The sequence below is a fragment of the Microbacterium sp. zg-Y625 genome (assembly GCF_030246925.1).
GTDB classification, from domain to species: Bacteria; Actinomycetota; Actinomycetes; order Actinomycetales; family Microbacteriaceae; genus Microbacterium; species Microbacterium jiangjiandongii.
The window spans coordinates 1,065,955-1,087,611 of the sequence record NZ_CP126740.1 but is presented as its reverse complement, the minus strand read 5'-3'; the positions used below and the strand labels follow the sequence as shown (position 1 = coordinate 1,087,611).

The 21,657-nt window shown below is 68.4% G+C and carries 20 protein-coding genes and 1 tRNA gene; 10 read left to right on the top strand and 11 right to left on the bottom strand.

The window, feature by feature from the left end; genetic code table 11:
- Positions 1–39: 39 nt before the first annotated feature.
- Positions 40–756: a hypothetical protein gene (locus QNO14_RS04850; RefSeq protein WP_257495878.1), complete on the bottom strand. Its 717-nt coding sequence runs from the start codon at positions 754–756 to the stop codon at positions 40–42.
- Positions 722–1,315, bottom strand: coding sequence for an RNA polymerase sigma factor (locus QNO14_RS04845; RefSeq protein ID WP_257495877.1), 594 nt, complete (start codon positions 1,313–1,315; stop codon positions 722–724). The genes QNO14_RS04850 and QNO14_RS04845 overlap by 35 nt, the downstream gene beginning before the upstream one ends.
- A 152-nt stretch (positions 1,316–1,467) precedes the next feature.
- On the opposite strand from QNO14_RS04845, the gene QNO14_RS04840 reads away from it, so the two are divergent.
- Complete coding sequence (locus QNO14_RS04840; RefSeq protein ID WP_257495876.1) at positions 1,468–1,848, top strand: hypothetical protein; 381 nt, start codon at positions 1,468–1,470, stop codon at positions 1,846–1,848.
- 70 nt (positions 1,849–1,918) lie between these two features.
- On the opposite strand, the gene QNO14_RS04835 is transcribed toward QNO14_RS04840, so the two are convergent.
- From QNO14_RS04835 to QNO14_RS04815, 5 genes are all read right to left on the bottom strand, one after another.
- The gene (locus QNO14_RS04835; protein ID WP_257505764.1) at positions 1,919–2,245 is read right to left on the bottom strand and encodes a PASTA domain-containing protein; all 327 of its coding nucleotides are present in this window, start codon (positions 2,243–2,245) and stop codon (positions 1,919–1,921) included.
- Positions 2,246–2,482: 237 nt separating this feature from the next.
- On the bottom strand, positions 2,483–3,136 hold the full coding sequence (locus tag QNO14_RS04830) for a response regulator transcription factor (protein WP_257505762.1): 654 nt from the start codon (positions 3,134–3,136) through the stop codon (positions 2,483–2,485).
- Positions 3,133–4,383, bottom strand: a complete 1,251-nt coding sequence (locus tag QNO14_RS04825) for a sensor histidine kinase (RefSeq protein WP_257505761.1) — start codon at positions 4,381–4,383, stop codon at positions 3,133–3,135. Before QNO14_RS04825 ends, QNO14_RS04830 begins: the two co-directional genes overlap by 4 nt.
- A gap of 224 nt (positions 4,384–4,607) precedes the next feature.
- The gene (locus QNO14_RS04820; protein ID WP_257495872.1) at positions 4,608–5,060 is read right to left on the bottom strand and encodes an AAA family ATPase; all 453 of its coding nucleotides are present in this window, start codon (positions 5,058–5,060) and stop codon (positions 4,608–4,610) included.
- 560 nt (positions 5,061–5,620) lie between these two features.
- Complete coding sequence (locus QNO14_RS04815) at positions 5,621–8,398, bottom strand: hypothetical protein (protein WP_257505759.1); 2,778 nt, start codon at positions 8,396–8,398, stop codon at positions 5,621–5,623.
- Positions 8,399–8,648: 250 nt separating this feature from the next.
- On the opposite strand from QNO14_RS04815, the gene QNO14_RS04810 reads away from it, so the two are divergent.
- From QNO14_RS04810 to QNO14_RS04800, 3 genes are all read left to right on the top strand, one after another.
- Positions 8,649–9,311 carry a hypothetical protein gene (locus QNO14_RS04810; protein ID WP_257505758.1) on the top strand — a complete coding sequence of 221 codons (663 nt, stop codon included), beginning with the start codon at positions 8,649–8,651 and terminating at the stop codon, positions 9,309–9,311.
- A 661-nt stretch (positions 9,312–9,972) separates the two neighbouring features.
- On the top strand, positions 9,973–12,537 hold the full coding sequence (locus QNO14_RS04805; protein ID WP_257505757.1) for an excinuclease ABC subunit UvrA: 2,565 nt from the start codon (positions 9,973–9,975) through the stop codon (positions 12,535–12,537).
- Between the two features lie 36 nt (positions 12,538–12,573).
- Entirely contained in the window at positions 12,574–12,759 is a 186-nt protein-coding gene (locus QNO14_RS04800) for a hypothetical protein (RefSeq protein ID WP_257505756.1), read from the top strand.
- Here QNO14_RS04800 and QNO14_RS04795 read toward each other — a convergent pair whose 3' ends face one another.
- Both QNO14_RS04795 and QNO14_RS04790 read right to left on the bottom strand, forming a co-directional pair.
- A complete protein-coding gene (locus QNO14_RS04795; protein ID WP_257505752.1) occupies positions 12,760–13,470 on the bottom strand; it encodes a type IV conjugative transfer system protein TraE in 711 nt (236 codons plus the stop codon). It lies immediately after the preceding gene.
- Positions 13,471–13,581: 111 nt separating this feature from the next.
- Positions 13,582–13,655, bottom strand: a tRNA-Pro gene (locus QNO14_RS04790).
- 130 nt (positions 13,656–13,785) lie between these two features.
- Between QNO14_RS04790 and QNO14_RS04785 the strand changes: the two genes are divergently transcribed.
- The 3 genes from QNO14_RS04785 to QNO14_RS04775 are packed head-to-tail and all read left to right on the top strand — an operon-like array spanning position 13,786 to position 15,504.
- Complete coding sequence (locus QNO14_RS04785) at positions 13,786–14,364, top strand: GNAT family N-acetyltransferase (protein WP_257495855.1); 579 nt, start codon at positions 13,786–13,788, stop codon at positions 14,362–14,364.
- Positions 14,365–14,392: 28 nt separating this feature from the next.
- Positions 14,393–15,133 (top strand): lysoplasmalogenase, encoded by a 741-nt coding sequence (locus QNO14_RS04780; RefSeq protein ID WP_285184522.1) that lies wholly within the window; start codon positions 14,393–14,395, stop codon positions 15,131–15,133.
- Complete coding sequence (locus QNO14_RS04775; protein WP_257505750.1) at positions 15,130–15,504, top strand: RNA-binding S4 domain-containing protein; 375 nt, start codon at positions 15,130–15,132, stop codon at positions 15,502–15,504. The genes QNO14_RS04780 and QNO14_RS04775 overlap by 4 nt, the downstream gene beginning before the upstream one ends.
- Before the next feature lie 20 nt (positions 15,505–15,524).
- Here the strand turns inward: QNO14_RS04775 and QNO14_RS04770 are convergent, their stop codons facing one another.
- Positions 15,525–16,187 (bottom strand): TetR family transcriptional regulator, encoded by a 663-nt coding sequence (locus tag QNO14_RS04770; protein ID WP_257505748.1) that lies wholly within the window; start codon positions 16,185–16,187, stop codon positions 15,525–15,527.
- A 215-nt stretch (positions 16,188–16,402) separates the two neighbouring features.
- Here QNO14_RS04770 and QNO14_RS04765 point away from each other — a divergent pair, with 215 nt between their 5' ends.
- Positions 16,403–17,830 carry a DHA2 family efflux MFS transporter permease subunit gene (locus QNO14_RS04765; protein WP_257506052.1) on the top strand — a complete coding sequence of 476 codons (1,428 nt, stop codon included), beginning with the start codon at positions 16,403–16,405 and terminating at the stop codon, positions 17,828–17,830.
- Between the two features lie 57 nt (positions 17,831–17,887).
- Here QNO14_RS04765 and QNO14_RS04760 read toward each other — a convergent pair whose 3' ends face one another.
- Positions 17,888–18,796: an NUDIX domain-containing protein gene (locus QNO14_RS04760; RefSeq protein ID WP_257505746.1), complete on the bottom strand. Its 909-nt coding sequence runs from the start codon at positions 18,794–18,796 to the stop codon at positions 17,888–17,890.
- 242 nt (positions 18,797–19,038) lie between these two features.
- Between QNO14_RS04760 and QNO14_RS04755 the strand changes: the two genes are divergently transcribed.
- Together QNO14_RS04755 and QNO14_RS04750 are read left to right on the top strand one after the other, a co-directional pair.
- Positions 19,039–20,877 (top strand): ribonucleoside triphosphate reductase, encoded by a 1,839-nt coding sequence (locus QNO14_RS04755; protein WP_257505745.1) that lies wholly within the window; start codon positions 19,039–19,041, stop codon positions 20,875–20,877.
- On the top strand, positions 20,874–21,605 hold the full coding sequence (locus QNO14_RS04750; protein WP_257505744.1) for an anaerobic ribonucleoside-triphosphate reductase activating protein: 732 nt from the start codon (positions 20,874–20,876) through the stop codon (positions 21,603–21,605). Before QNO14_RS04755 ends, QNO14_RS04750 begins: the two co-directional genes overlap by 4 nt.
- Positions 21,606–21,657 lie beyond the last annotated feature (52 nt).

Here is a 21,657-nt window from a genome sequence, read left to right as displayed (position 1 = left end):
TACGACGCAGCGAACGCTGGTGTGTTCGGGTAGCGACCGTTAGGAGACGCGCCCGGAGCAGTCTGTTGTGCTGGACACGTTGAAGTCGGGCGGGAGTAGCCCGTTGGCGCGTTCGATCACGATGTCCGCGGCGGCCTGGATGAACGCGATGTGCTCGCGTTGAGCCTGATCGGCGCTCTCCCATTCCGGGCCGGACACGGTAAAGGGGTGCTTGAGCGCGTACTGCTTGACATCCTCACCGAAACGGGTCCAGTCCTGACTTTGCAGCGTCGCGAGCGCTGCCTCGACGTCCGTTAGTCCCGAAGCCGCGCTCAGGTAAACGGCGTAGGTGCAGCGGATGGATTCTCCCGAGAGCGTCGTGTACTCCACGGGAAGCACCAGATCGCCTGCAACTTTCTCTGCCTCAGGTCCCACCCAAAGCTGGGGAATCCAGATGGAAGCTGCTCCGGTGAGCACGACCGCGGAGACGACCGCGGTCGTGGCGATCGCGCTGGCTCTAGGCCACAATGAGCGGGCGCTGCCGCCCCCGGACTCACCAGTGCCCGCCATCGCGCTTACGAGCCGGGTCATCGCTGCGGCGCTCGCTCGATGCCACAGCAGACGCATCCCGTTGCCCGCGCCCTCGGCATCGCGCGCCGCGGACGGAGGCTCGGATGCGGCAGCGGCGAGGAGCGCGGCCCTCGCCTCCGCCATCGCCTCGGGGCTGGGAGCAGGGGCGTCGTCACGAGTGCTTTTGAACAGTGCCAATACGTCCATGATCCGTCTCCTGTTCGAGAATGCTGAAGCCCGCGGCCCGGCGCAGCCGTCGCCGTGTGCGGTTGAGTCGTGAGCGCACCGTGCCGACCGGCACCTGCATCGCTTCCGCGATCGACGCGTAGCTCAGCTCGCCCCACGCGAACAGCAAGAACGTGTCGCGGTCGGCGGCACTCAAGTTCTGCAGCGCTTTGCTCAATCGCCGCGTCAGCCGCTCGGCGTCGACACGAGATCCCACCTGCTCGACGAAGTCGGGCGCGACCTGCGCGGCCAGGTCAGCAGCCAACCCTCTCCACGCCACTGCTTCGAGCCGCGCGTACTTCCGCATCAACCTGGTCGCGATCCCGAGCAGCCACGGCCGCGCATCCGCGACCTCCAGGTTGTACGAAGACCGCTTCTCGAACGCCACCAAGAACGTCTCCGACATCACGTCGTCGGCAACGTGGTCTCCCAGGCGTTGGGCGACGTATCGGTACACGGAAACGGCGTGACGATCGAACAGCGCGGCGAATACCGCTGGCTCACGCGCCGAGCGCTCAATGACCTCGTTATCGGGGCTCACATCCGTATTGCTCGAATCCCTCGCTTCGGTTCACACCAATTTGCCCTACACGAACCCAACGGGAAAGAAGGGAATACCAGCCGACGCGCCCGGCGAGGGGCCGGCTCGCGGGCAGCGGCGACCAGGCTCGTCGCGGCCGCTACGCTCAAGCTGTGACCAAGGAACCGGGTGTCCTGACCGCACGCGTGGTTTCGTGGCCGGCAGTCGCCACCATCGGACTCACCGCTCTTGCCTCGGCCGCGGTCATTTGGCTGATCGCTGTTCCGTTCGGCCCAGAAGTCTGCGCGCTCTCTCTGCCGGGCCCGCGCAACTGCTTCACGTCTCAGCGCATCCAGGCCGCCTTTCTTCCCACGCTCGCGATCATGGCGATCGCAGTTCTTTCTATTGCGGTGACCCTCGTTCGGCCACGAATCTCTCGATTCGTCAGCTTCGTAGCGGTTCTTCTGCTGCTGGCGATGACAGTCATCGCGTACGTGCTGGTCGCGTGGATTCCAGCCCTTCCCTGGTCGGGGTTGTCAGGCGTGAACCCCTAGCACCTACGAGGCGTCCCCGCTCCGGGGCTTGCCTGGGATCCCATGGGATCCGGTTACGCGCTGCGGCGGATCAGTCGCGCTGATCGTCAGAGTTGGTGAGATCGATGAATGCGTCGCGCTGCGGATGAGCGTGGGCATTATCGACAGGTGGGACCTCATGAGGAAGTGCCACGGCGTTGGAGTCCGCCTCGCCGTAGGGAACGATCTCCACCGCAACAGAGTCCCAGCGGTACAACGTGGTTCCTGCTGCAGGGCTCTGCGCGGTGATGTAGTAGAGCCCCGGCCATGCCAGTGCACCGATCGGCGGGCCGTCCGGATCGGGGTTGGCGAGTGTCACGCCCGAGTCGCCGGCCACATCACGGCCGACATGAAATGGAAGCCCGACGATGTCAGGCACTGATACCTGATCCGCAAACCGCTCCGTCATGAGTCCGACGCTACGCCCAGATCAGCACCCTCCGATACGCCCGATCGAGGACCGTTCGCGCGCACGGTTCACGAAAGCAATCGCCAGGTGCTTGCTTAGCCGGTCGGTTCGTCGCGTGGGTCTGAGAGGTATGCGGTGATGTCGATGGGTTGGGTCGGTGGCAGGTGAATCGCCGAAGGAAGGATCGGTGTCGTCGTCATGTGCTTCTCATTTCACGAGGTGGTGGTTGAACGCGTGTGCCACGAGTTGAAGGCGGGAGGCGAGTTCGAGTTTGGAGAGGATGCTCGAGATGTGGGACTTGACGGTGGTTTCGCCGATGTACGAGGCTTCGGCGATCTCGGCGTTGGACAGGCCGCGGGCGGCCAGTAGATAGACCTCTCGCTCACGGGCAGTCAGCGCGGCGATGGCTTGCTGGTCAGGCTGGTCTTCGGTGTGTGGCGTGAGGTCTCGGATCAGCGCGACCGTGGTCGGGGGCGCGAAGACCGAGCTCCCGTCGTGCACAGTGCGGATCGCGGCGAGCATTAGTTCGGGTCGGGCGTCCTTCATCAGGAACCCGTGTGCGCCGGCCGCGATCGCGTGTGCCACGGCGTCGGGCCGTTGGTGGGTCGTCAGCACGATGACGCGTGAGCCGGGTGACGCTGCCACGGCGTGGCGCGTTGCGGTGATGCCGTCGGCTTTCGGCATCCGGATGTCCATGAGGATGACGTCGGGCGCCTCCCTGCCCGCAAGGCTCACGATCGCTTCCCCGTCGTATGCGGCGCCCACGAACTCCAGATCCGGCTGAGAGCGGACGATCATTTCGATGCCGGCGCAGAACAGCACCTGGTCGTCAGCGATCGCGACCCGGATGCGGTCGCTCACGCGACGACCTCCGTAAAACGTGCCGCCTCGACGGGGACGAACGCGTTGACGATGAAGGCATCGTCGTCGATCCCGACGGTGAGCCAGCCGCCGGCAAGCCGCGCCCGGTCCTGCATGCCGCGGATACCGCGACCAGGCTCGATCGCATCGGCGTCCGTCGCCGGGGTGGCGATCAGCACCGCCAAGCCCGGCCCACGCCAATCCAGCGTCACTCTCGCGGAGCCTTCGGCACGGGAGTGTCGCACCGCGTTTGTCAACGACTCCTGCACGATCCGGTAGACGCTCGACTCCTGGACTGGCGTGAGCGGACCGGCGTCGCCGAGTTCGACGTAGTCGACGGCGAGGCCGGCGCCGCGCACTCGCTCCACGAGCGCGGGCAGGCCCGCGAGTCCGGGGCGCTGCGTCAGCTCCAAGCTCGGACTCGCGTCGAGCAGTCGACGCAGTTCGACGAGACCGTCTCGCGCCGTGTCGGCGATCGTGGTCAACGCCTGCTCGGCGTCCGGGGAGAGCGCTGAGTCCAGCATCCGGGTCCCGTCGGCCTGCGCCGCGATCACGGCCAGCGAATGCGCCATGACATCATGCACGTCTTGGGCGAGCCGCTCCCGCTCCGACAACACGACCAGTTCGCTCTCCACAACGTCGAGGTCCTGCTGCAGAGCCTGAGCCTGCCGGCGGGCCGCAGCGACCTGGTTCGCTCTGCGCATCGCAAGACCCGCGCACCAGGCGCCAGCGGCGAGGCCGACCGCGACCGCGCACACCGCGGCGAACGTGCCGACAATGTCCAACCCGCCACCGCTTTGGAACTGCCGGGCGGATTGAAGCGAGTACAGCACCGGCCACCCGTCACGACCGAATGTGCGCACCGTAAGCAGCGCGGCCACGACGGCCGCGTACACCGCGGAGACGGGAAGCGAGATCCAGTGGACCGCGCGTCGGCCGAACGCGCTGACGTTGAACACCGCATACAGCAGCGGCAGGTACGCCGGCCAGCTCGAGCTGATGAACCGCGCGCCCTCGATCAGCAGTTGCAGGCCGATCGTCGCCCCCATGAGGACTAGGGCGACCGCAGGCCACTTCTTCGAGACCCCGATCACGATGCCGAACAGCAAGAACGCAAGCATCGCCACCACCGGGCCGTATGCGCCGTTTCCCAAACGACCGGCCTCACCGAGCCACCACAGCAGGATGTACACGACTCCCACAGCGGGCGCCACGAGGTCCGCCGATCGCACTCGTATCTGATTCACATCGCGAATCTATGCCGAGCTGCACGAAGACAGCAGCAACCGGCCACCCATCTCCTCCCCAGGAGGGAGAAAGATCCACTCATCGGACGGGAAACCGCGACTCGACTCACGACCTGCAATCACGACTGACTGACTGTCTCATCGCCAACGCGCGCAGAGGGACCGGCTACCGGACGGTCTTCAAGGTAGCGGTTGCTCGCTCCGGGCAATATCCGCTTTGGTGCTCAGCAGACTTCGGTCATCAACGACTCGACGGCATCAGCGAGATCGCTAACGGGGCGAAGCCCGTCAAGCTCCAGGTCGGCCCCTCGGCGCAGCATGGGTTCCACCTCCGCGACGTACCGTCGAATCTCGTGGCGTTGCTCCGGCGAATGCCCGTACGGGTTGTTCGTTCGGAGGGTGACTCGTTCGAGCAACACATCGACGGGTGCGCTTAGGAGGATCACGTGATCGAAGCGGTCGTAGAAGGTCGCCTGATTCTCCGCGGTGCCGGCAACAACCACGTCTCGGTGCGACTCCAGCAAGGCAGTCATCCGGGATGCGTTCCAGGGCCCGCCATCGTGGTCGGTCCAATCTTCGTAGTCAGTGTCGACCGTATGGTGTCCGCGACGACTGAGTTCACTGAGAAGGGTGGACTTGCCCGCGCCCGACATGCCGGTGATGAGAAGTCGCGCCACGCGGACAACTTATCGTGCTCGTCCGACAACCGATCCGCCTACGGTAGGGAAGCTGTCGCGCGACGGACCGGTCATCGGGGGGGGGGCAACCTTGGACTGGTTCGGTCGAATAGCGTGTGGTCATGCCGTCTGTAGCTGAGAGAGTCGAAGAGATCCAGAGCGCCATCGCGCAGCTGCGCTCTGCCGCCATCCGCGATGACGATCCACGTCGCGGTCAATCTGCCGAGCGGCTCGAGTTGCAGTTCAAGGGCATCACCAGTTCGCAGGAGCTGCGTTCGGCTGCCAGAGATGCCCTCCGCCTCTATGCAGGTGGGATGGGTTCATTCCAGGATGCGGGAACGTCGGAAGTGGACTCCGCGATCACGCGATTGGGCCGAGCGCTCCGCCAAGCAATATAGAGGGGACCGGCAGCGTGCAACGAGGGACCGGCATCTGCACGTGGCCGACTAGCTTTCGGTCGACTCCATCCGGTGCGACGGTGGCCGCATGGAGATCATCGAGTGGTGGCCGAAGACGGATTCGGCCGGATGGGCTGGCGTCGCAGACGAGTCGCCGATCCGTCAGAGCGTGACACTCCGCCCCATGCGCAGCACCCGCAGGCGCTCTGCGCTGTCGTCGGCGATGATCAGCCGGGCGCCGATCCGCAGGGCGTTTGCGAGCAGCGGCGGCTCGGCGAAGTGCGCGACCTCGACCGGCTCACCGTCGTGGTCTTCGAGCAGGCCGGCGCTGCCGTCATCCCATCGGGCGAGCAGGCCACTCCGGCGCATCCGGCCGGCGCGCGAGAGCGTCCGCACGGCCGGAAGCGCCGGGCGCTCGCCGCCGCGCCGCTGCTCGCCGCCGCCGCGCAGCCGCAGGCCGGCGTCGGCCGTATCGATGCCCTCGGCGTGGCCAAGCAACACGTTCACCCCGAGCCGTCCGACGCTCGTCACGTCGGGCCGGTCGCTCTCGCGCAGGATCGACAGATCCGCTCCGACCTCGAGCACTCGATCCGATGTCACTAGGTACGCGCCATCGGCTGCACGCTCGGCATCGACGACGGCTCTGCGGATGCCGGTGCGCACGAGCCGTCCGTCGGGCCGCAGCTGGGAGATCCCGTCATCCCCGTAGAGCAGTGTTCCTTCGCCGACGCGCAACATCCCGTGGAAGCGTCCCGGCCATGCCCCGACCTCGCCCGTTGCGGCGCCTTCGCGCAGGTCGAACGCCTGCACCCGGTCGCCCAGCATCGCGACGATGGCGGGCCCGTCGGGCAGCTGCGCGAGCCCGACGCCGCGGACGGGCTGCGAAAGCGGCACCTCGCCCACGACGATGAGGTCGGCCTGACGGATCTGCAGCCCGCGGGCAGGCGCGTCCTGGGCGAACTCCTGATGGTTCTCTCCGACGCGCACGATGCTCACCTCGCGGTCCCGGCCCGAAGGCGTGACGACTACCGATACCCGTGTGGGCGAACCGGCCACGCCGATCGCGCTTGCGAGCACCTCGCCCTCGAGCTCGCGCAGCTCGAGTCGCTCTCCGTCGGGCAGGCCGTCGACGAGCACCTCCCAGTGGTGGAGCACCCCGTGCCCGTCCTCGGGCGGACGAGGAGACCAGTGCACGTTGTAGCCGCGATGCCCCTTGAACCACGGGTCGACGAGCTGCTGACAATCCCCGATCTTGACGAGCAGCTCAGCCTGCAGCCGGTCGAGGTCGGCCTGAGTCACGACGGGCGGGGGGTCGAACCGGATGAACCGTGTGCCGCCGTTTGTCCGCACCATGAGGTCGATCGGGAAGGCTGCGTCGTAGTACGCGGGCTGCGGCATCCCTATGCCCATGGACACTTCGATCGGAAGGCTGACGTCGTCGACGCGGATGTCGGCCGGCTGCACCGGACCGTCGAGCCGTTGGAGCGCAGGCGCCGCGCACAGCCGCAGGGGCGCGGTTCCGCGGTTGCCGAGCGACACGCCGGCGCGCAGGATCTCGAAACGCTCAGGCTCCGACCCGAACAGGGCGATGAGCGCCATCGACGCTGCGCCGCACGACACGCGCGGCACGTGCTTCGCGAACGGGCTGACGCCCAGCAGCTCCACCACGGCGTTCGTCGGCTCGCTGATCTGGAACGCGCCGGCGATGGCGATCCCGTCCGGATGCGCGATGAGATCGGTGGCGGTCGCTCGCGCGACGCCGGCGATCCCTGGGATGAGCACGTCGCGATCGACGCGCACTTTGGCGGCGTCCGGCTGCGACACCGCGGTCTGCGGCTGCTCGCCGACCGCGTCGACAATCGCCTCGCCGATCAGGTGGTAGAGGAAGGCGCGGAACGGGATACCGAAGCCGTCGAGCAGCGCGACCACCAAGTTGCTGAGTCCCCCGACGGGGTTGACGATCCCTGCGAAGTCGATCTCGGCGCTCAAGCGGTTCGGCCGGTCGATCCACATGGTGAGCGAGACACGCGGCTGCGCCGACACGGTGATGTCGAGGTCGATCTCGTCCACCTCGACGAGGTGATAGATGGCCAGCACGTCGACGTCGAGCCGCGCCCTGCCGGCGAGCGGCACGTAGTCCGCGCTCGGATAGGTCTCGAGGTCGTCGTTGCGCGGTAGCTGGCGCCAGACCTCGTTGACGACGCGGTGGGTGATGTAGGCGGCCGGGACGTAGAGCGCCCAATCCCGCCCCTGGCGACGGTCGACGATGAATCCCTTGTGGAAGTTCTCCCACGCCGCCCAGCGCAGATCCTGCGAGGCGCGGATCTCGACGCGGATGACGAGCGTCGTCCCGATGTCGTCGACGCTGAGCCCCGCGTTGAGGAATCCGGTCGGCAGCTTGAGCGAGTCCAGCCCCAGCCTCACGGTGCCCGACGGAGCGAACAGGCGCATCTGGCCCGAGACGTACGACTCCAGCGCAGCACTGACCCCGGGCGGCACCGGGACGGGAAGAGCTGGCGGCGGCCCGAACTCGACCCTGATGGGCACCGCCTTGAGACAGCAGTCGTCGTCGACCGAGAACGCCGTCAGCTCGTAGAACATCGTCACTGGCCAGGCTACGAGCGGTGGGTCCACGTTCGGATTGCCACGGATGTCGGCATCGGTCGTCAGTTGCAGCACGAGATCCTGCTCGAGCACCGTCCGGAAGCCCTTCGAGGCATCCCGCTCGCGGACCACGTCACCCCGCTGGACGTAGGCCACGTCGAACGTGGTCGGCTCATCGTGACGGAGGCGGCTGCTGCCGACATCCACCCGATCCAGCACGAGCTGCATGCCACCGACCGCGGGGAGCACCGGCGGACAGAGGGCGAGCCTCCGTAGATAGCTGCGCTGCGCCGCGAGAAATCGCCCTACGTCGACCTGGAAATCGATTTCGCTCATCGCGCATCCGATCAGACTCGAGCCGGCACCCGGGTGTCAGCGTGGACCCCGTTCGGAGACCTGTCAACACACTTGGTGATTGCGCACGTTGTCAGCGGCACTGACGACAGGCGTACCGACTGATCGTGATGTCTCAGCGGCGCCTGCGCTCGCCGGTGACGTTTCAGCAGCGTCCTTCCGGACGCGTGTCTCAACTCACATGGGGCACGACCCTTCTCAGGGCAGAGGCGGGACCGGTAGCGTCGGGACGGTGACCACCCCGTCAATGGATGCCGCTGGGCCGAGCACGACATCGGCGCGACCCGAACGCGGGCAGACGGCGGCAGTAGCGGTGGTGGTCGTGCTCGGAGGACTGCTTGCCTTCCTCTTCGCGGGAGGCTCAGTTGGCCTTGTGCGCGGATCGCTTCACTTCAACTGCTCGTGGGGCATCGGCGGTGAATGGGGTCCGGACGGCTCCTGGGCGTGCGCGGACGGCATCGGATACCTCGGGGTGGTCGTCGTTCTTGGCGGGATGTCGGGTTCGCTTCTGCTCGCTGGGCTTCTCGTCGCTGTCGCCCGGCCGTCAACTGGTCGCTCGGTCGTGTATCTCGTCTTCGCGGCGGTCTCATTGGCGTGGGTGGGCTTCTGGACGTTCTATGCCGCAACTGCCTACACCGGTCCCCGACCCGACGGCGAGACGGGTGTAAGCCTGTGGATCTCGACAGTGCTCCTCGGTCTCGCGACCTGCGCCCTCGCACTGCTCGTGGGAGCTGTGGGAGCCTTGACGTCGCGCCGCTGGTCGCCACTGGTGCTGTGGGTCGGCGTGGGTTTGGTGCTCCTTGGCACCGCCCTCACGCCCGGCATCGCCATCGCGTCCTTCGTCTCCGCCGCGATGCTGACAGCTGCTGGCGTCGAGCGGCACCGAAGGCGCTGACCACCGGCACGCACAGATACTCGGCGAGCTCGTTGATGTTGAAGAGCTGCTCGAGCCCTCAATGCTCGAGCGACAGGTTGTTCTCGGTGTCCATACCCAGGAAGCGCGTAGCGCGGCGGCGCCCGGCCATCCGGGGGTAACCGGAGCGGAACAGCGGGGAGTTCCCGGTCGGGATGCGCCCTATGATCACTCGCGGCAACGACGAAGGGCCGGCTCCGAGGAGCCGACCCTTTGCCACAACCGTGGGCTGTTGGCAGAACTATTCCTGGTGCGGATCGCGGTGGTGTGCCGTTCCTGCATTTCCTGTAACTGGTGCTCAGTTTTCCTGTAAGCAAGTGGACCTGGCCGGCCGCAGTCGATCTGTGGGGGACCGCACTGCTAGGGGCGGTTGGACCTGCAGCCCTGGTCGCCTCGAGGGCCATCCGGCCCCCGAGGCCGTCAGTCAGGCCGTCTCCAGTTCGATCACGATCTCCTTGAGCATTTCGATGAATGCCGATGTCGTCGTACGTCATGGCGAGGGACACGGAGAACTCTCCGCGGTGGACGGGGAAGAAGCCTCGGATGGCGAGCTCAAGCGAGATGATCTGGGTCTTCTCGGAGTCGAGGTGGCGCGCACCGCCCCCTCACCTCGCCCCCAGAGCCCCACGGATACACTCGACCGATGCCCGGAACACCGAACGAACCGACCGATGCGTTCGTCCGCGTTCGCGGCGCCAACGAGAACAACCTCAGGAACGTCGACGTCGATGTGCCGCGCGACAGGATCGTCGCGTTCACTGGCGTCTCCGGATCGGGCAAGTCATCCCTGGCATTCGGCACCATCTTCACCGAGGCCCAGCGCCGCTACCTCGAATCCGTCGCCCCCTATGCACGGCGCCTCATCCAGCAGGGTCATGATCCGCACGTCGAGTCGATCTCGGGCCTACCCCCAGCCGTCGCACTGCAGCAGCGCCGCGGCGCCCCCAGCTCGCGATCGAGCGTCGGTACCGTCACCACACTGTCGAACTCGCTCCGGATGCTGTTCTCCCGCGCCGGCACCTTCCCCGAAGGGTTCACGACGCGCCTCGACTCCGATGCGTTCTCGCCGAACACCGCAGCCGGCGCCTGCCCCGAGTGCCATGGCATCGGCGTCTCGCACACCGTCACCGAGGATTCGCTGGTACCCGATCCCTCGCTGAGCATCCGCGATGGCGCCATCGCCGCCTGGCCGGGTGCGTGGCAGGCGAAGAACCTGCGAGACATCACCATCGCGCTCGGGTACGACGTCGAGCGCCCGTGGCACGACCTCGATCAGGCCGACCGCGACTGGATCCTCTTCACCGACGAACAGCCGGTCGTGCAGATCACCCCTCAGCGCGACCGCGTGGCGAAGCCCTACAACGGCATGTTCTGGAGTGCGAAGAAGTACGTCTTCCACACGCTGGCCGACTCGAAGAGCCAGATGATGCGCTCGAAGGTGTTGCAGTTCGTGCGGTCGGGCCCGTGCCCGCTCTGCCACGGCACAGGTCTTCGCCGCGAGGCACTGGCCGTCACGTTCGCCGGGCGCACGATCGCCGAGCTCAACGCCCTCCCGATGGCCGAACTCGCCGAGGTGCTGCGCCCGACCACGCAGCTCACGGATGCGGCTCACGCGCTGCCGACCACGCTCTCCGGCGAGCGCACCGATGTTGCCGTCGCTCTCACCACCGATCTACTGGCGCGCATCACCGTGCTCACCGACCTCGGCCTCGGGTACCTCGGGCTCGGCCGGGTGACGACCACGCTCTCCCCCGGCGAGATGCAGCGGCTGCGGCTCGCCACCCAGCTGCGGTCAGGGCTCTTCGGTGTCATCTACGTGCTCGACGAGCCGTCGGCCGGCCTGCACCCCGCCGATGCGGAGCCGTTGCTCGATGTCTTGGAGCAGCTCAAACGCTCGGGCAACTCGGTTTTCGTGGTCGAGCACAACATGGATGTCGTCCGCCACGCCGACTGGATCGTCGACGTCGGCCCCGGAGCGGGCGAGGGCGGTGGTGACGTGCTCTACAGCGGAGCGGTCGACGGACTCGCCGCGGTCGAAGCATCCGTCACCCGGCCGTTCCTCTTCCCTGATCAGGGCACCGCGGCGGCAGACCGCCGCGACGTGCGCGAGCCCGCGAACTGGCTCACCGTCGAGGGCATCACGCTGCACAACCTCGCCGACGTCGATGCGGCCATCCCGCTCGGCACCTTCGTCGCGGTCACCGGTGTCTCAGGGTCGGGCAAGTCAACGCTCGTGAGCCGCGTGCTGCGTGATGTCGTGCGCGAGCATCTGCGCTCCGGCCGCGACGACGGCATCGATGATCCGGACGACGACGCCACGACCACCGACCCCGCAGGCGATGACGCAGGTCTCACCGAGGCGACGCTCCCGGATGCGCACGCCGACACGCTGACGGTGCGCCGTGCCACGGGGCTCGAGCACATCGACCGCCTCGTGCGCGTGGATCAGAAGCCGATCGGACGCACCCCTCGATCGAACCTGGCGACATACACGGGCCTGTTCGACGCGGTCCGGACGACCTTCGCGAAGACCGACCTCGCTCGCGAGCGCGGGTATACCGCCGGACGCTTCTCGTTCAACGTCGCCGGTGGACGCTGCGAGACCTGCCTCGGCGAGGGGTTCGTGTCGGTGGAGCTCCTCTTCCTGCCCGGCAGCTATGGTCGCTGCCCGACCTGTCACGGCGCCCGGTACAATGCAGAGACTCTCGAGGTCGCCCACAACGGCAAGACGATCGCCGATGTGCTCGCGCTGACGGTCGAGCAGGCATCCGACTTCCTCGCGCCGGTGCCGGCGGCTGCCCGCAGCCTGCAGGCCCTCCTCGACGTCGGACTCGGCTATCTGCGACTCGGGCAGCCCGCGACCGAGCTGTCGGGCGGCGAGGCACAACGCATCAAGCTGGCGACCGAGTTGCAGCGTTTGCGCCGAGGCCACACCCTCTACCTGCTCGACGAGCCGACGACGGGTCTGCATCCCGCCGATGTCCGGCGGCTGCTCGCGCAGCTGCACGCGCTGGTCGACTCGGGAGACACGGTCGTGGTCGTCGAGCACGAGATGGATGTCGTCGCCGCCGCGGACTGGATCATCGACCTCGGCCCGTCGGGTGGAGATGCCGGCGGACGCATCGTCGCGACGGGAACACCGGATGCCGTGGCGAAAGACCCCGCGAGCCGCACGGCGCCGTATCTCGCCGAACGCCTCAGCCTTTGACCCGTCTCGTCGGCGAAGCTGATCGCGGGTCGCCCGGTGAAGGTGCACACGACCGACATGCACGAGCTGTCCCGGGCGATGGGGCACGCAAGCTACGCCATCACCGACAAGGTCTACGCCCACCTGCGCCCGCGGGACTACTCACGCCACCGCGCCGCGTTCTCTGCTCACATCGCCCAGCAGAGCGTTGCGGCCGCGCCGGTACGTGCCATCGGAGGCTAGCTAGACACCGAGACGCGGGTTGATGAGCTCTTCGGTTGCTTGCACGTACTCAACCAGCAGCAAGAAGACGTTGTTGCAGAGATCGAGCGAGGGCTTCATGTTCCGGTCACGCTTCTCCGCGTCTCCCTGACCTCTGGAAGGCTTCAGATCGAGTTCGTGAGCGATCATGTTCCGCGCCGCGAAGAAGTCTCGAAACGACTCCAGACGCTGATTCGAGAACACCCTCAGGTCAAGCCCCAACGCGTCGCGCACATTCTTGAGTTCATCCTCGCCCTGAAGACTGCGCGTGGTGAGCGATTCGATGTAGGCAGTCAGCAGAGCCTCATCGACCGATGAGCTTCTCAGGACCGCGTAGACAGACCGCTCCTGCTTGCTCAGATCGCTCAGGAACTTCATCCACTTGTCGATCGTCTGCGGGTGCGCGTTGAGCAGCATCGGCAGTGTGTCGCGCACGAGTTGCTTCAGAACCGCATCCACGCCCGCCCCGGAGAAGACGATGGCCGCGCGGAGAAGATCGCTTTCGGCGTGACCGAGCCGAGCGAGCTTGGTCCCCTCCACCTTCTTCGCGGCGCGGAGATCACTCAGGTTGTCCAGCAGAGCCTGCACGCTTGCATGTGATGCGCGGAGCCGCCGCACAGTCTGCACGAATGGCGCGGGCGCCGGGAGCTTCGCGGGAAGCGGGGTGAGCTTGAGAATGACTGGCGACGGCACGCCCACATCCTGACAGAGCGCGCCGACAGTCGGAGTCCTTTTGGAGTCCTCGGCGATTCCCGGACATGCAGAAGGCCCGGAACCTCTTGCGAGATTCCGGGCCTATTCCGGTCGGGATGACAGGATTTGAACCTGCGACCCCTTGACCCCCAGTCAAGTGCGCTACCAAGCTGCGCCACATCCCGGTCTTCCGCTGTCCGCGCGCGGACAACTCCCCTATCCTAGCCGCTCCGCGGACGCCGCGCGAACCGGCACCGCCCGCGCATGTCGCGCGCGACGTTGCCGGGTGTCGGCGGCTGCCGCTAGCGTCGCGACATGACCGAAATCACGATCGAGCCGGCAACGTCGCAGCGGTTCGACGACATCCAGCACGCCTTCATGGACGGTGGCGACGGCGCCGAGTGCCAGTGCATGTGGTGGCTGCTGACGGGCGGTGACTGGAACGGCACCCCGGAAGACGAGCGCATCGAGATGTTCCGTGCGGAGGTCGACGCCGGGCCACCGCCCGGGCTGATCGCGTACCTCGACGGCACACCGGCGGCGTGGGCACGGGTCGGACCCCGCACGAAGCAGCCGCGACTGGCGCGCACGCGCAATTACGCCGCCTCCCCCGACCCGTTCGATGACCCCGACGTGTGGGCCGTGAGCTGCTTCGTCGTGCGCCGGGAGTTCCGCGGCAACGGACTCAGCGAAGCTCTGCTGGATGCCGCGGTGGAGTACGCCCGCGACAGCGGCGCCCGAACCGTGGAGGGGTACCCGATCGACGTGACGGTGAAGAAGACGCCGGCCAACGACCTGTACCACGGCACCCTCTCGATCTTCGAGAAAGCCGGATTCACCGAGGTGGCGCGCCCGAAGCCCCAGATCGCGATCGTGCAACGCCACCTTCGCTGACCGACCCCGATAGGTGGGCGACCCTACGATGAGATCACCCGTCCCCCTGGCCCGAAGGAGCGCCGTGCATCTCGCCGCCGACACTGCCGACACCGTGGCGAGCCCGACCACTCAGACGCGCACCTGGTGGTGGGGCTTCGCTGCGTACGCCGTCATCGCGCTCGCCCATGTGATTCTGCTGGCGGCCGGGTCGCCGCTGACCTACCCGAGCAAGCTCGCCCTCATGCCGGCTCTCATCCTCGCGGCGGCGTGGGCGTTGCGCGGCACACGCTGGGGCGTGCCGCACGCCCTCTTGGTGGCCGCACTCGTGTTCTCGTGGTTCGGCGACGGCGCCGCGTTCTTCTTCCCCTTCTTCGACGACGAACTGCCGATGATGCTCCTCAGCTTCGGCCTGGCGCACGCCTGCTACATCGTGCTGTTCTGGGGCCACCTCGCGGTGCGGCGGCTGCCTTGGTGGTCAGCGATCTACGCGGTCTGGTGGGTCGTTCTGATCATCGTGCTTTGGCCGCTGCTGGGTGCCCTGGCCATCGGCGTCGCGGTGTACGGCCTCGTGCTCGGCGGCACCGCCGCTGCGGCGACGCGGTGCAACCCCGCCGTCATCGTCGGTGCCGTGTTCTTCTTGGCATCCGACACCACACTCGCGTTCCGCCTGTTCGTCCCGGGCACGCCCGACTGGGCTGGGGTAGCCGTCATGGTCACGTACACGATCGGGCAGGGCCTCATCGCGCTGGGCGTCGTGCAGCACCTGCGCGGGGTGCGCGCGCGATGACGGATGCCGCCAAGCCGGCACGCGTCGACGCGTGGCTCTGGGCGGTGCGCGTGTACAAGACCCGCTCCGCCGCGACGGCCGCATGCCGCGCCGGACACGTGCGCGTCAACGGCGAGCGCGCGAAGGCCGCCCAGCCGGTACGCGCCGGCGACGAGCTGCGGGTGCGCATCGCGGGGTTCGACCGCATCCTGGTGGTGCGCCAGACGATCACCAAGCGTGTCGGCGCCGCGCTGGCCGCCGCCGCGGTCGACGACCGTACGCCTCCCCCGCCGCCGCGAGAGATGACGGCGTTCGTCCCCGTCCGCGACCGCGGCGCGGGACGCCCCACCAAGCGGGAGCGACGAGAGACCGACCGGCTGCGCGGGCGCTGACGCCTCCAGGCCGCCGGGAGTCAGACGCCGTCGGCGACCTGCCCGGCGTAGGTGGCGAGGCCGCGCCGCAACTCGAGGTAGATCTGCCGCGCCGACGCCTGCTGCCCCAGCTCCGCGCGCCGCGCCCACTCGTCGAACGCCAGTCGCACCGTGCAGCTCACGGCGGTGATCAGCGCACGCGCGGTGAGCACATCGGCATCCGCCTTCGCCGCGTCGACGGCGGCATCGGTGAGCGCATCGGCGCTGGCCGCTTCGTTGCGCAGCGCCACCGCCAGCAACGCAGGCTCAGCGTGCACCAGCCGGCGCAGCCGCAAAGCGCGCGCGTGGGTCTCGGGGTGGGCATCGAACGCCTCGAGCAGTCGCAGCCACCCGGTCTCGAGCGCGGCGGCCACGGGAGCACCGCCACGGATCGCAGCGAGGGTCTCGCGGTGCACGGCGACGGAGTTGTCGTCTTCGGGGGCGAAGGCGGCCTCTTCCTTCGTCGCGTAGTAACGGAAGAAGGTGCGCGCCGAGATTCCGGCCGCACGGGCGATCTCATCGACCGTGGTGGCGGCCACACCCTTGCGCTCGAACAGAGCGAGAGCGGCATCGGAGACGTCGCGCTGCGTCTCACGGCGTCGGCGTTCGCGCAGGCCGACCGGCGCGTCATCGACGTCGCCGGGCTCCACCTGCACTGCATCCATGCCGCCATCTTACAGATTGCGCCAAGATGGCACTCTCTGACATGATTGGTGTTCCTCATCGGCGACCGACGCTCGCCGCGCCCTCTTTCCCGCGCTTCGTCTGCCGCATTCTGCGGCCGTGAGCACCCCGCACTGACAGAAAGTCCTTTGTGACCCTCGAGAAGAATCCCCCCACCGCGGACACCCCCACTCCCACCGGCACCGCACCCGTCATCGTGCGCCCCGGCGTGGTCATCGCCCTGCTCGTGATCTCGGCGTTCGTCGTCATCCTCAACGAGACGATCATGAGCGTGGCCCTCCCCAGCCTCATGGTCGACCTCGACATCACCGCGAGCACCGCCCAGTGGCTGACCACCGGGTTCCTGCTGACGATGGCGATCGTCATCCCCCTGACCGGCTACCTGCTCGCGCGCTTCCCGTTGCGCGGCGTCTACCTCGCCGCCATGAGCCTGTTCACGCTCGGCACCCTCATCGCCGCCCTCGCTCCCGGCTTCGAGATGCTGCTGGCCGGCCGCGTCGTGCAGGCATCGGGCACCGCGATCATGATGCCGCTGCTGTTCACCACCGTGCTGTCGATCGTTCCTGCGACGCACCGCGGCCGCATGATGGGCGTCATCTCCATCGTCATCGCCGTCGCCCCGGCCATCGGGCCGACCGTGTCCGGCGTCATCCTCTCCGCGCTCAGCTGGCGCTGGCTGTTCTGGATCGTCCTGCCGATCGCGCTCATCGCCCTCACCCTCGGCGCCCTGTGGGTGCGCAACGTCACCGAGACCCGCCCGGCCAAGTTCGACGTGCTCAGCGTGCTGCTGTCGGCCCTCGGCTTCGGCGGCCTGATCTACGGACTCAGCTCCATCGGCGAAGCCGCCTCGGGCAACGCGCCGGTTCCGGTGTGGATCCCGCTCGTGATCGGCATCCTGGGGCTCGTCGCCTTCGTCGCCCGCCAGCTGCAGCTGCAGAAGACCGACAGCGCGCTGCTGGACCTGCGCACCTTCAAGTCGAAGTCGTTCAGCCTCGCCGTGACGCTCGTCGTCGTCGTGATGGCGGCACTCTTCGGCTCGCTGGTGCTGCTACCCATCTACTTGACCGACGTGCTCGGCCTCAAGACGCTGACCATCGGACTCATGCTGCTGCCCGGCGGCGTGCTCATGGGCGTCATTGCCCCGATCGTGGGATCGCTCTTCGACAAGTACGGCCCGACGCCGCTCGTGATGCCCGGCATGGTCGTCGCCGCCGCCGCCCTGTGGGGCATGACGACGTTCGACGAGTCGGCTACGATCCCCTGGATCATCGCCGTGCACATGACGCTGAACCTCGGACTCGGGTTCGTCTTCACGCCGCTGCTGACCTCGGCACTGGGGTCGCTGCCGCGGCCGCTGTACCCGCACGGCAGCGCGATCGTCGGAACGATCCAGCAGGTCGCCGGCGCCGCCGGCACCGCCGTGTTCGTCACCCTCATGTCGGTGCAGGCGGCCTCGTCGCTGGCGGAGGGCGCGAGCGCCGTCTCGGCCGTCGCCTCGGGCGTGCACCTGGCGTTCCTCACCGGCGCGATCGTGGCGTCGGCCGCGGTGGTCCTCGCGTTCTTCGTGCGCAAGGCACCCGCGCCCGACGACGCCCCGCAGGGCGAAGCGCTTCCCGTTCACTGATCGCGGATTCACGAAGGGTCGGCAGCGCGCGCTGCCGGCCCTTCGTCGTTCGCGGGCCTAGGCGCGCTCGGACAGCAGGCCGAGGAGCCACCCGGCGCTGCGCACCGCGCCCCCCGCTTCGGCAGCGCGCCGAGACAGCTCCCGGTCGGCGGTGACGACGATGACGCGGCGCCCCTCCGACACGAGCCGCGATGCCTCGTCGACGATCGCGTCGTCGCCGGCGGCGGGGGCGCGCACGACGTGCACGCCGGTGACGTCATCGGCAGTGCGCGCGGCACCCTCGAGCACAACGGAGACCTCGGGGAACCACTGCCCCGCGGGCAGATCGATCGCGGCGGCATCCACCCCCTGTCGGGCCCACGCGGCCAGCCGCTCGAGCAGCCGTGACGCCGCACCCGGGCGGTCGCGCCACCAGCCGTCGGGGACCGACCCCACGACGTTCGCGGCGTCCACCACGACGGCCGGTCGCACATCCAGCAGGGTCCGCAGCTGCGGCCACGCGGTGGCCAGTCCGGGGTGCAGCGGGTAGTCGTCGACGTCGGCGACCGGCACCCACGACAGCTCGCGGCTTTCGGCGTCGCTGATGACAGGCTCGAACGGCGTCACGACGTCGGCGAGCACGGTGCCGTAGCTCCAGATGCCGACGTCCAGCATGCTGAGCAGCCGCGGACGCACCGCATCCGCCGGCACCCCGGCCTCTTCCGCGGCCTCCCGCAGGGCCGCGTCGGCCGCGCTCTCGCCCTCGTGCCGCGCGCCGCCGGGGAGGCCCCAGGTTCCACCGAAGTGACTCCACGAGACCCGATGCTGCAGCAGGATGCCGCGCTGCGCGTCGAGTGCCAGCAGCCCGGCCGCGCCGAACCGACCCCAGTAGCGGGTGCCGTCGTCGGCGACGACCCAGGCGTCGCCGGGATCGCGCGGGCCGTCCGGGCGGCGCGGCTCATCCGGTGCGGGCGGGACGATCGTCATCGTTCCAGCCTGGCACAGCCCGTGCCGCGTGGCACCGCGCGGCGCACCAGCCGGCGACGCCGCCGCATACACCCAGCGCGAGCGTCGCGCCGGGAACGCCACGCGACGCTGCGCAGCTCCACAACGGGGCCGCAGCCGCCAACGACCACCCGTTGTAGCCACTACATATAGCGCGATGCGCTGGTCTGACCACATGCATATAGTGGTGAGCCCCGCAGACCGTTCACCCCGCAGAGGATGCCATGACCGCCCCGACCCCACTCGCCGCCCCCCGCTCCGTCGCCGTCGCCGCCACGGTCGACGAGTACCTTTCGCGGGCGGACTGGCGCGTCAACGCCAACGCGAACCAGGGGTACTCCCTCGGCGGGCTCATGCTCAACGCCTCGGGCAAGATGATCGCCAACTACTGGCTCGACCATGTGTACGCCCCCGAGGCGGGGGCGGCGCATCGCGAGGGCGACCTGCACATCCACGACCTGGATATGTTCGCCGGCTACTGCGCGGGGTGGTCCCTGCGCACGCTGCTGGAGCAGGGCTTCAACGGCGTCCCGGGCAAGATCTCTTCGCGGCCGCCCAAGCACCTCTCGAGTGCGCTCGGGCAGATGGTCAACTTCCTCGGGACGCTGCAGAACGAGTGGGCGGGCGCCCAGGCGTTCAGCTCGTTCGACACCTACCTGGCCCCGTTCGTGCGTCTCGACGCGCTGACCTACGCGCAGGTGCGCCAGGCGATGCAGGAGTTCGTCTTCAACCTCAACGTGCCCTCGCGCTGGGGGACGCAGACGCCCTTCACCAACCTGACGTTCGACTGGACGGTCCCCGACGACCTCGCGCCGCAGCATCCCCTCATCGGCGGCAGCGTGTGCGACTTCACCTACGCCGACCTCACCGCCGAGATGGCGATGATCAACCGCGCCTTCATCGACGTGATGACCGAAGGCGACGACGACGGCCGCGCCTTCACCTTCCCCATCCCGACGTACAACATCACCATGGACTTCCCGTGGGACGACCCCGAGGTCGATGCCCTCTTCGCGATGACGGCGAAGTACGGCCTCCCCTACTTTCAGAACTTCGTCACGTCGGACCTTGACCCCCACATGATCCGCTCGATGTGCTGCCGGCTGCAGCTGGACCTCACCGAGCTGCTCAAGCGCGGCAACGGGCTGTTCGGCTCCGCCGAGCAGACCGGGTCGGTCGGGGTCGTGACCGTCAACTGCGCACGCCTGGGCTTCGTGCATTCCGGCGACGAGGATGCCGTCATCGCGCGTCTCGACGAACTGCTGGAGATCGCACGCGACACCCTCGAGGCCAAGCGCATCGTGATCGACCGCCACATCCAGGGTGGGCTCTTCCCGTACACCAAGCGCTACCTCGGGTCGCTCGAGAACCACTTCTCCACGATCGGCGTCAACGGGCTGAACGAGTTCGTGCGCAACTTCACCCGGGATGCCGAGGACATCACCACACCCGCCGGTATGGCGCTGGCCGCCCGCGTGCTCGATCACGTGCGCGAGCGCATGGTGCAGTTCCAGGAGGCGACGGGCCACATGTACAACCTCGAGGCGAGCCCCGCCGAGGGGGCGACCTACCGCTTCGCCAAGGAGGACATCGCGCGCTACCCCGGCATCCGTCATGCCGGCACCGCCGACAACCCGTACTACACCAACTCCTCGCAGCTTCCGGTGGGCTTCACCGACGACGCGTTCGAGGCGATGGCGCTGCAGGAGGAGCTGCAGGGCAAGTACACCGGCGGCACCGTGCTGCACCTGTACATGGGCGAGGCGATGGCCTCCGCCCGGGCGTGCAAGACGCTGGTGCGCCGGGCGCTGGAGCGATTCCGGCTGCCCTACCTCACGATCACCCCGACCTTCTCGATCTGCCCCGCGCACGGCTACCTCTCGGGCGACCTCCCCTCGTGCCCGCAGTGCGGCGCCGAGTGCGAGGTGTGGACGCGCGTCATGGGGTACTTCCGGCCGGTGTCGTCGTTCAACGTCGGCAAGAAGGGCGAGGCCGCCGAGCGCGTCTACTTCGCGCAGGACCGGGCGGATGCCGCGGCGCAGCCGGTCGGAGCGCCCGCGTGACGACGCCCACCGCCGCCGACCTGCGCATCGCGGGCCTCACGCGTCTTTCGACGGTGGACTGGCCCGATGCGTTGGCGGCGACGGTGTTCCTGCAGGGGTGCCCGTGGGACTGCTTCTACTGCCACAACCCGGCGCTGATCGCCCCGCGCGCGGCCCCTGCGATGACGTGGGACGAGGTGGCGGCGTTCCTCGATTCGCGGATCGGGCTGCTCGAAGCCGTGGTGTTCACCGGCGGCGAGCCCACCATGCAGCCGGCGCTGCTCCCCGCGATGGCCGAGGTGCGCGCGCGGGGGTTCGCGGTGGGCCTGCACACCGGCGGGGCGTATCCGCGGCAGCTGGCGCGCGTGCTGCCGCTCGTGGACTGGGTGGGCCTGGACATCAAGGCGGCCACCGACGACGACTACACCGCGGTGACCGGCCGCCCCGGTGCAGGCGAGCGCGCATGGCAGTCGCTCGAGCTCGTGCTCGCTCAGCAGCGGGTGCGCGCTGACACCGACCGCCCGCTGCAGTACGAGGTGCGCACCACCGTGCACCCCGGCGCGATCGACGAGTCCGGCCTCACCGCGCTCGGATGCCGCCTGGCGGATGCCGGCGTGCGTGACTGGGCGGTGCAGCGCTTCCGCGACACCGGCACGCGGGCGCCGCTCCCCCGCGGCGCGGGTGCGTACCGCGCGGTCGCCCTCGACGGCATCCCCACCGCCCGGTTCGACCGCGTCACCGTGCGCTGACGCACTCGCGTCGCCGCTCCGCGCCCCCGCGCCCGACGCGACGCCCGGAGCG

Bases quoted from the DNA above. Each gene is read 5' to 3' on its own strand.
- QNO14_RS04770 (WP_257505748.1), bottom strand. From the start codon at position 16,187: ATGGATGCAGTGCAGGTGGAGCCCGGCGACGTCGATGACGCGCCGGTC.
- QNO14_RS04785 (WP_257495855.1), top strand. From the start codon at position 13,786: ATGACCGAAATCACGATCGAGCCGGCAACGTCGCAGCGGTTCGACGAC.
- QNO14_RS04775 (WP_257505750.1), top strand. From the start codon at position 15,130: ATGACGGATGCCGCCAAGCCGGCACGCGTCGACGCGTGGCTCTGGGCG.
- QNO14_RS04815 (WP_257505759.1), bottom strand. From the start codon at position 8,398: ATGAGCGAAATCGATTTCCAGGTCGACGTAGGGCGATTTCTCGCGGCG.
- QNO14_RS04760 (WP_257505746.1), bottom strand. From the start codon at position 18,796: ATGACGATCGTCCCGCCCGCACCGGATGAGCCGCGCCGCCCGGACGGC.
- QNO14_RS04805 (WP_257505757.1), top strand. From the start codon at position 9,973: ATGCCCGGAACACCGAACGAACCGACCGATGCGTTCGTCCGCGTTCGC.
- QNO14_RS04755 (WP_257505745.1), top strand. From the start codon at position 19,039: ATGACCGCCCCGACCCCACTCGCCGCCCCCCGCTCCGTCGCCGTCGCC.
- QNO14_RS04850 (WP_257495878.1), bottom strand. From the start codon at position 756: ATGGACGTATTGGCACTGTTCAAAAGCACTCGTGACGACGCCCCTGCT.
- QNO14_RS04780 (WP_285184522.1), top strand. From the start codon at position 14,393: ATGAGATCACCCGTCCCCCTGGCCCGAAGGAGCGCCGTGCATCTCGCC.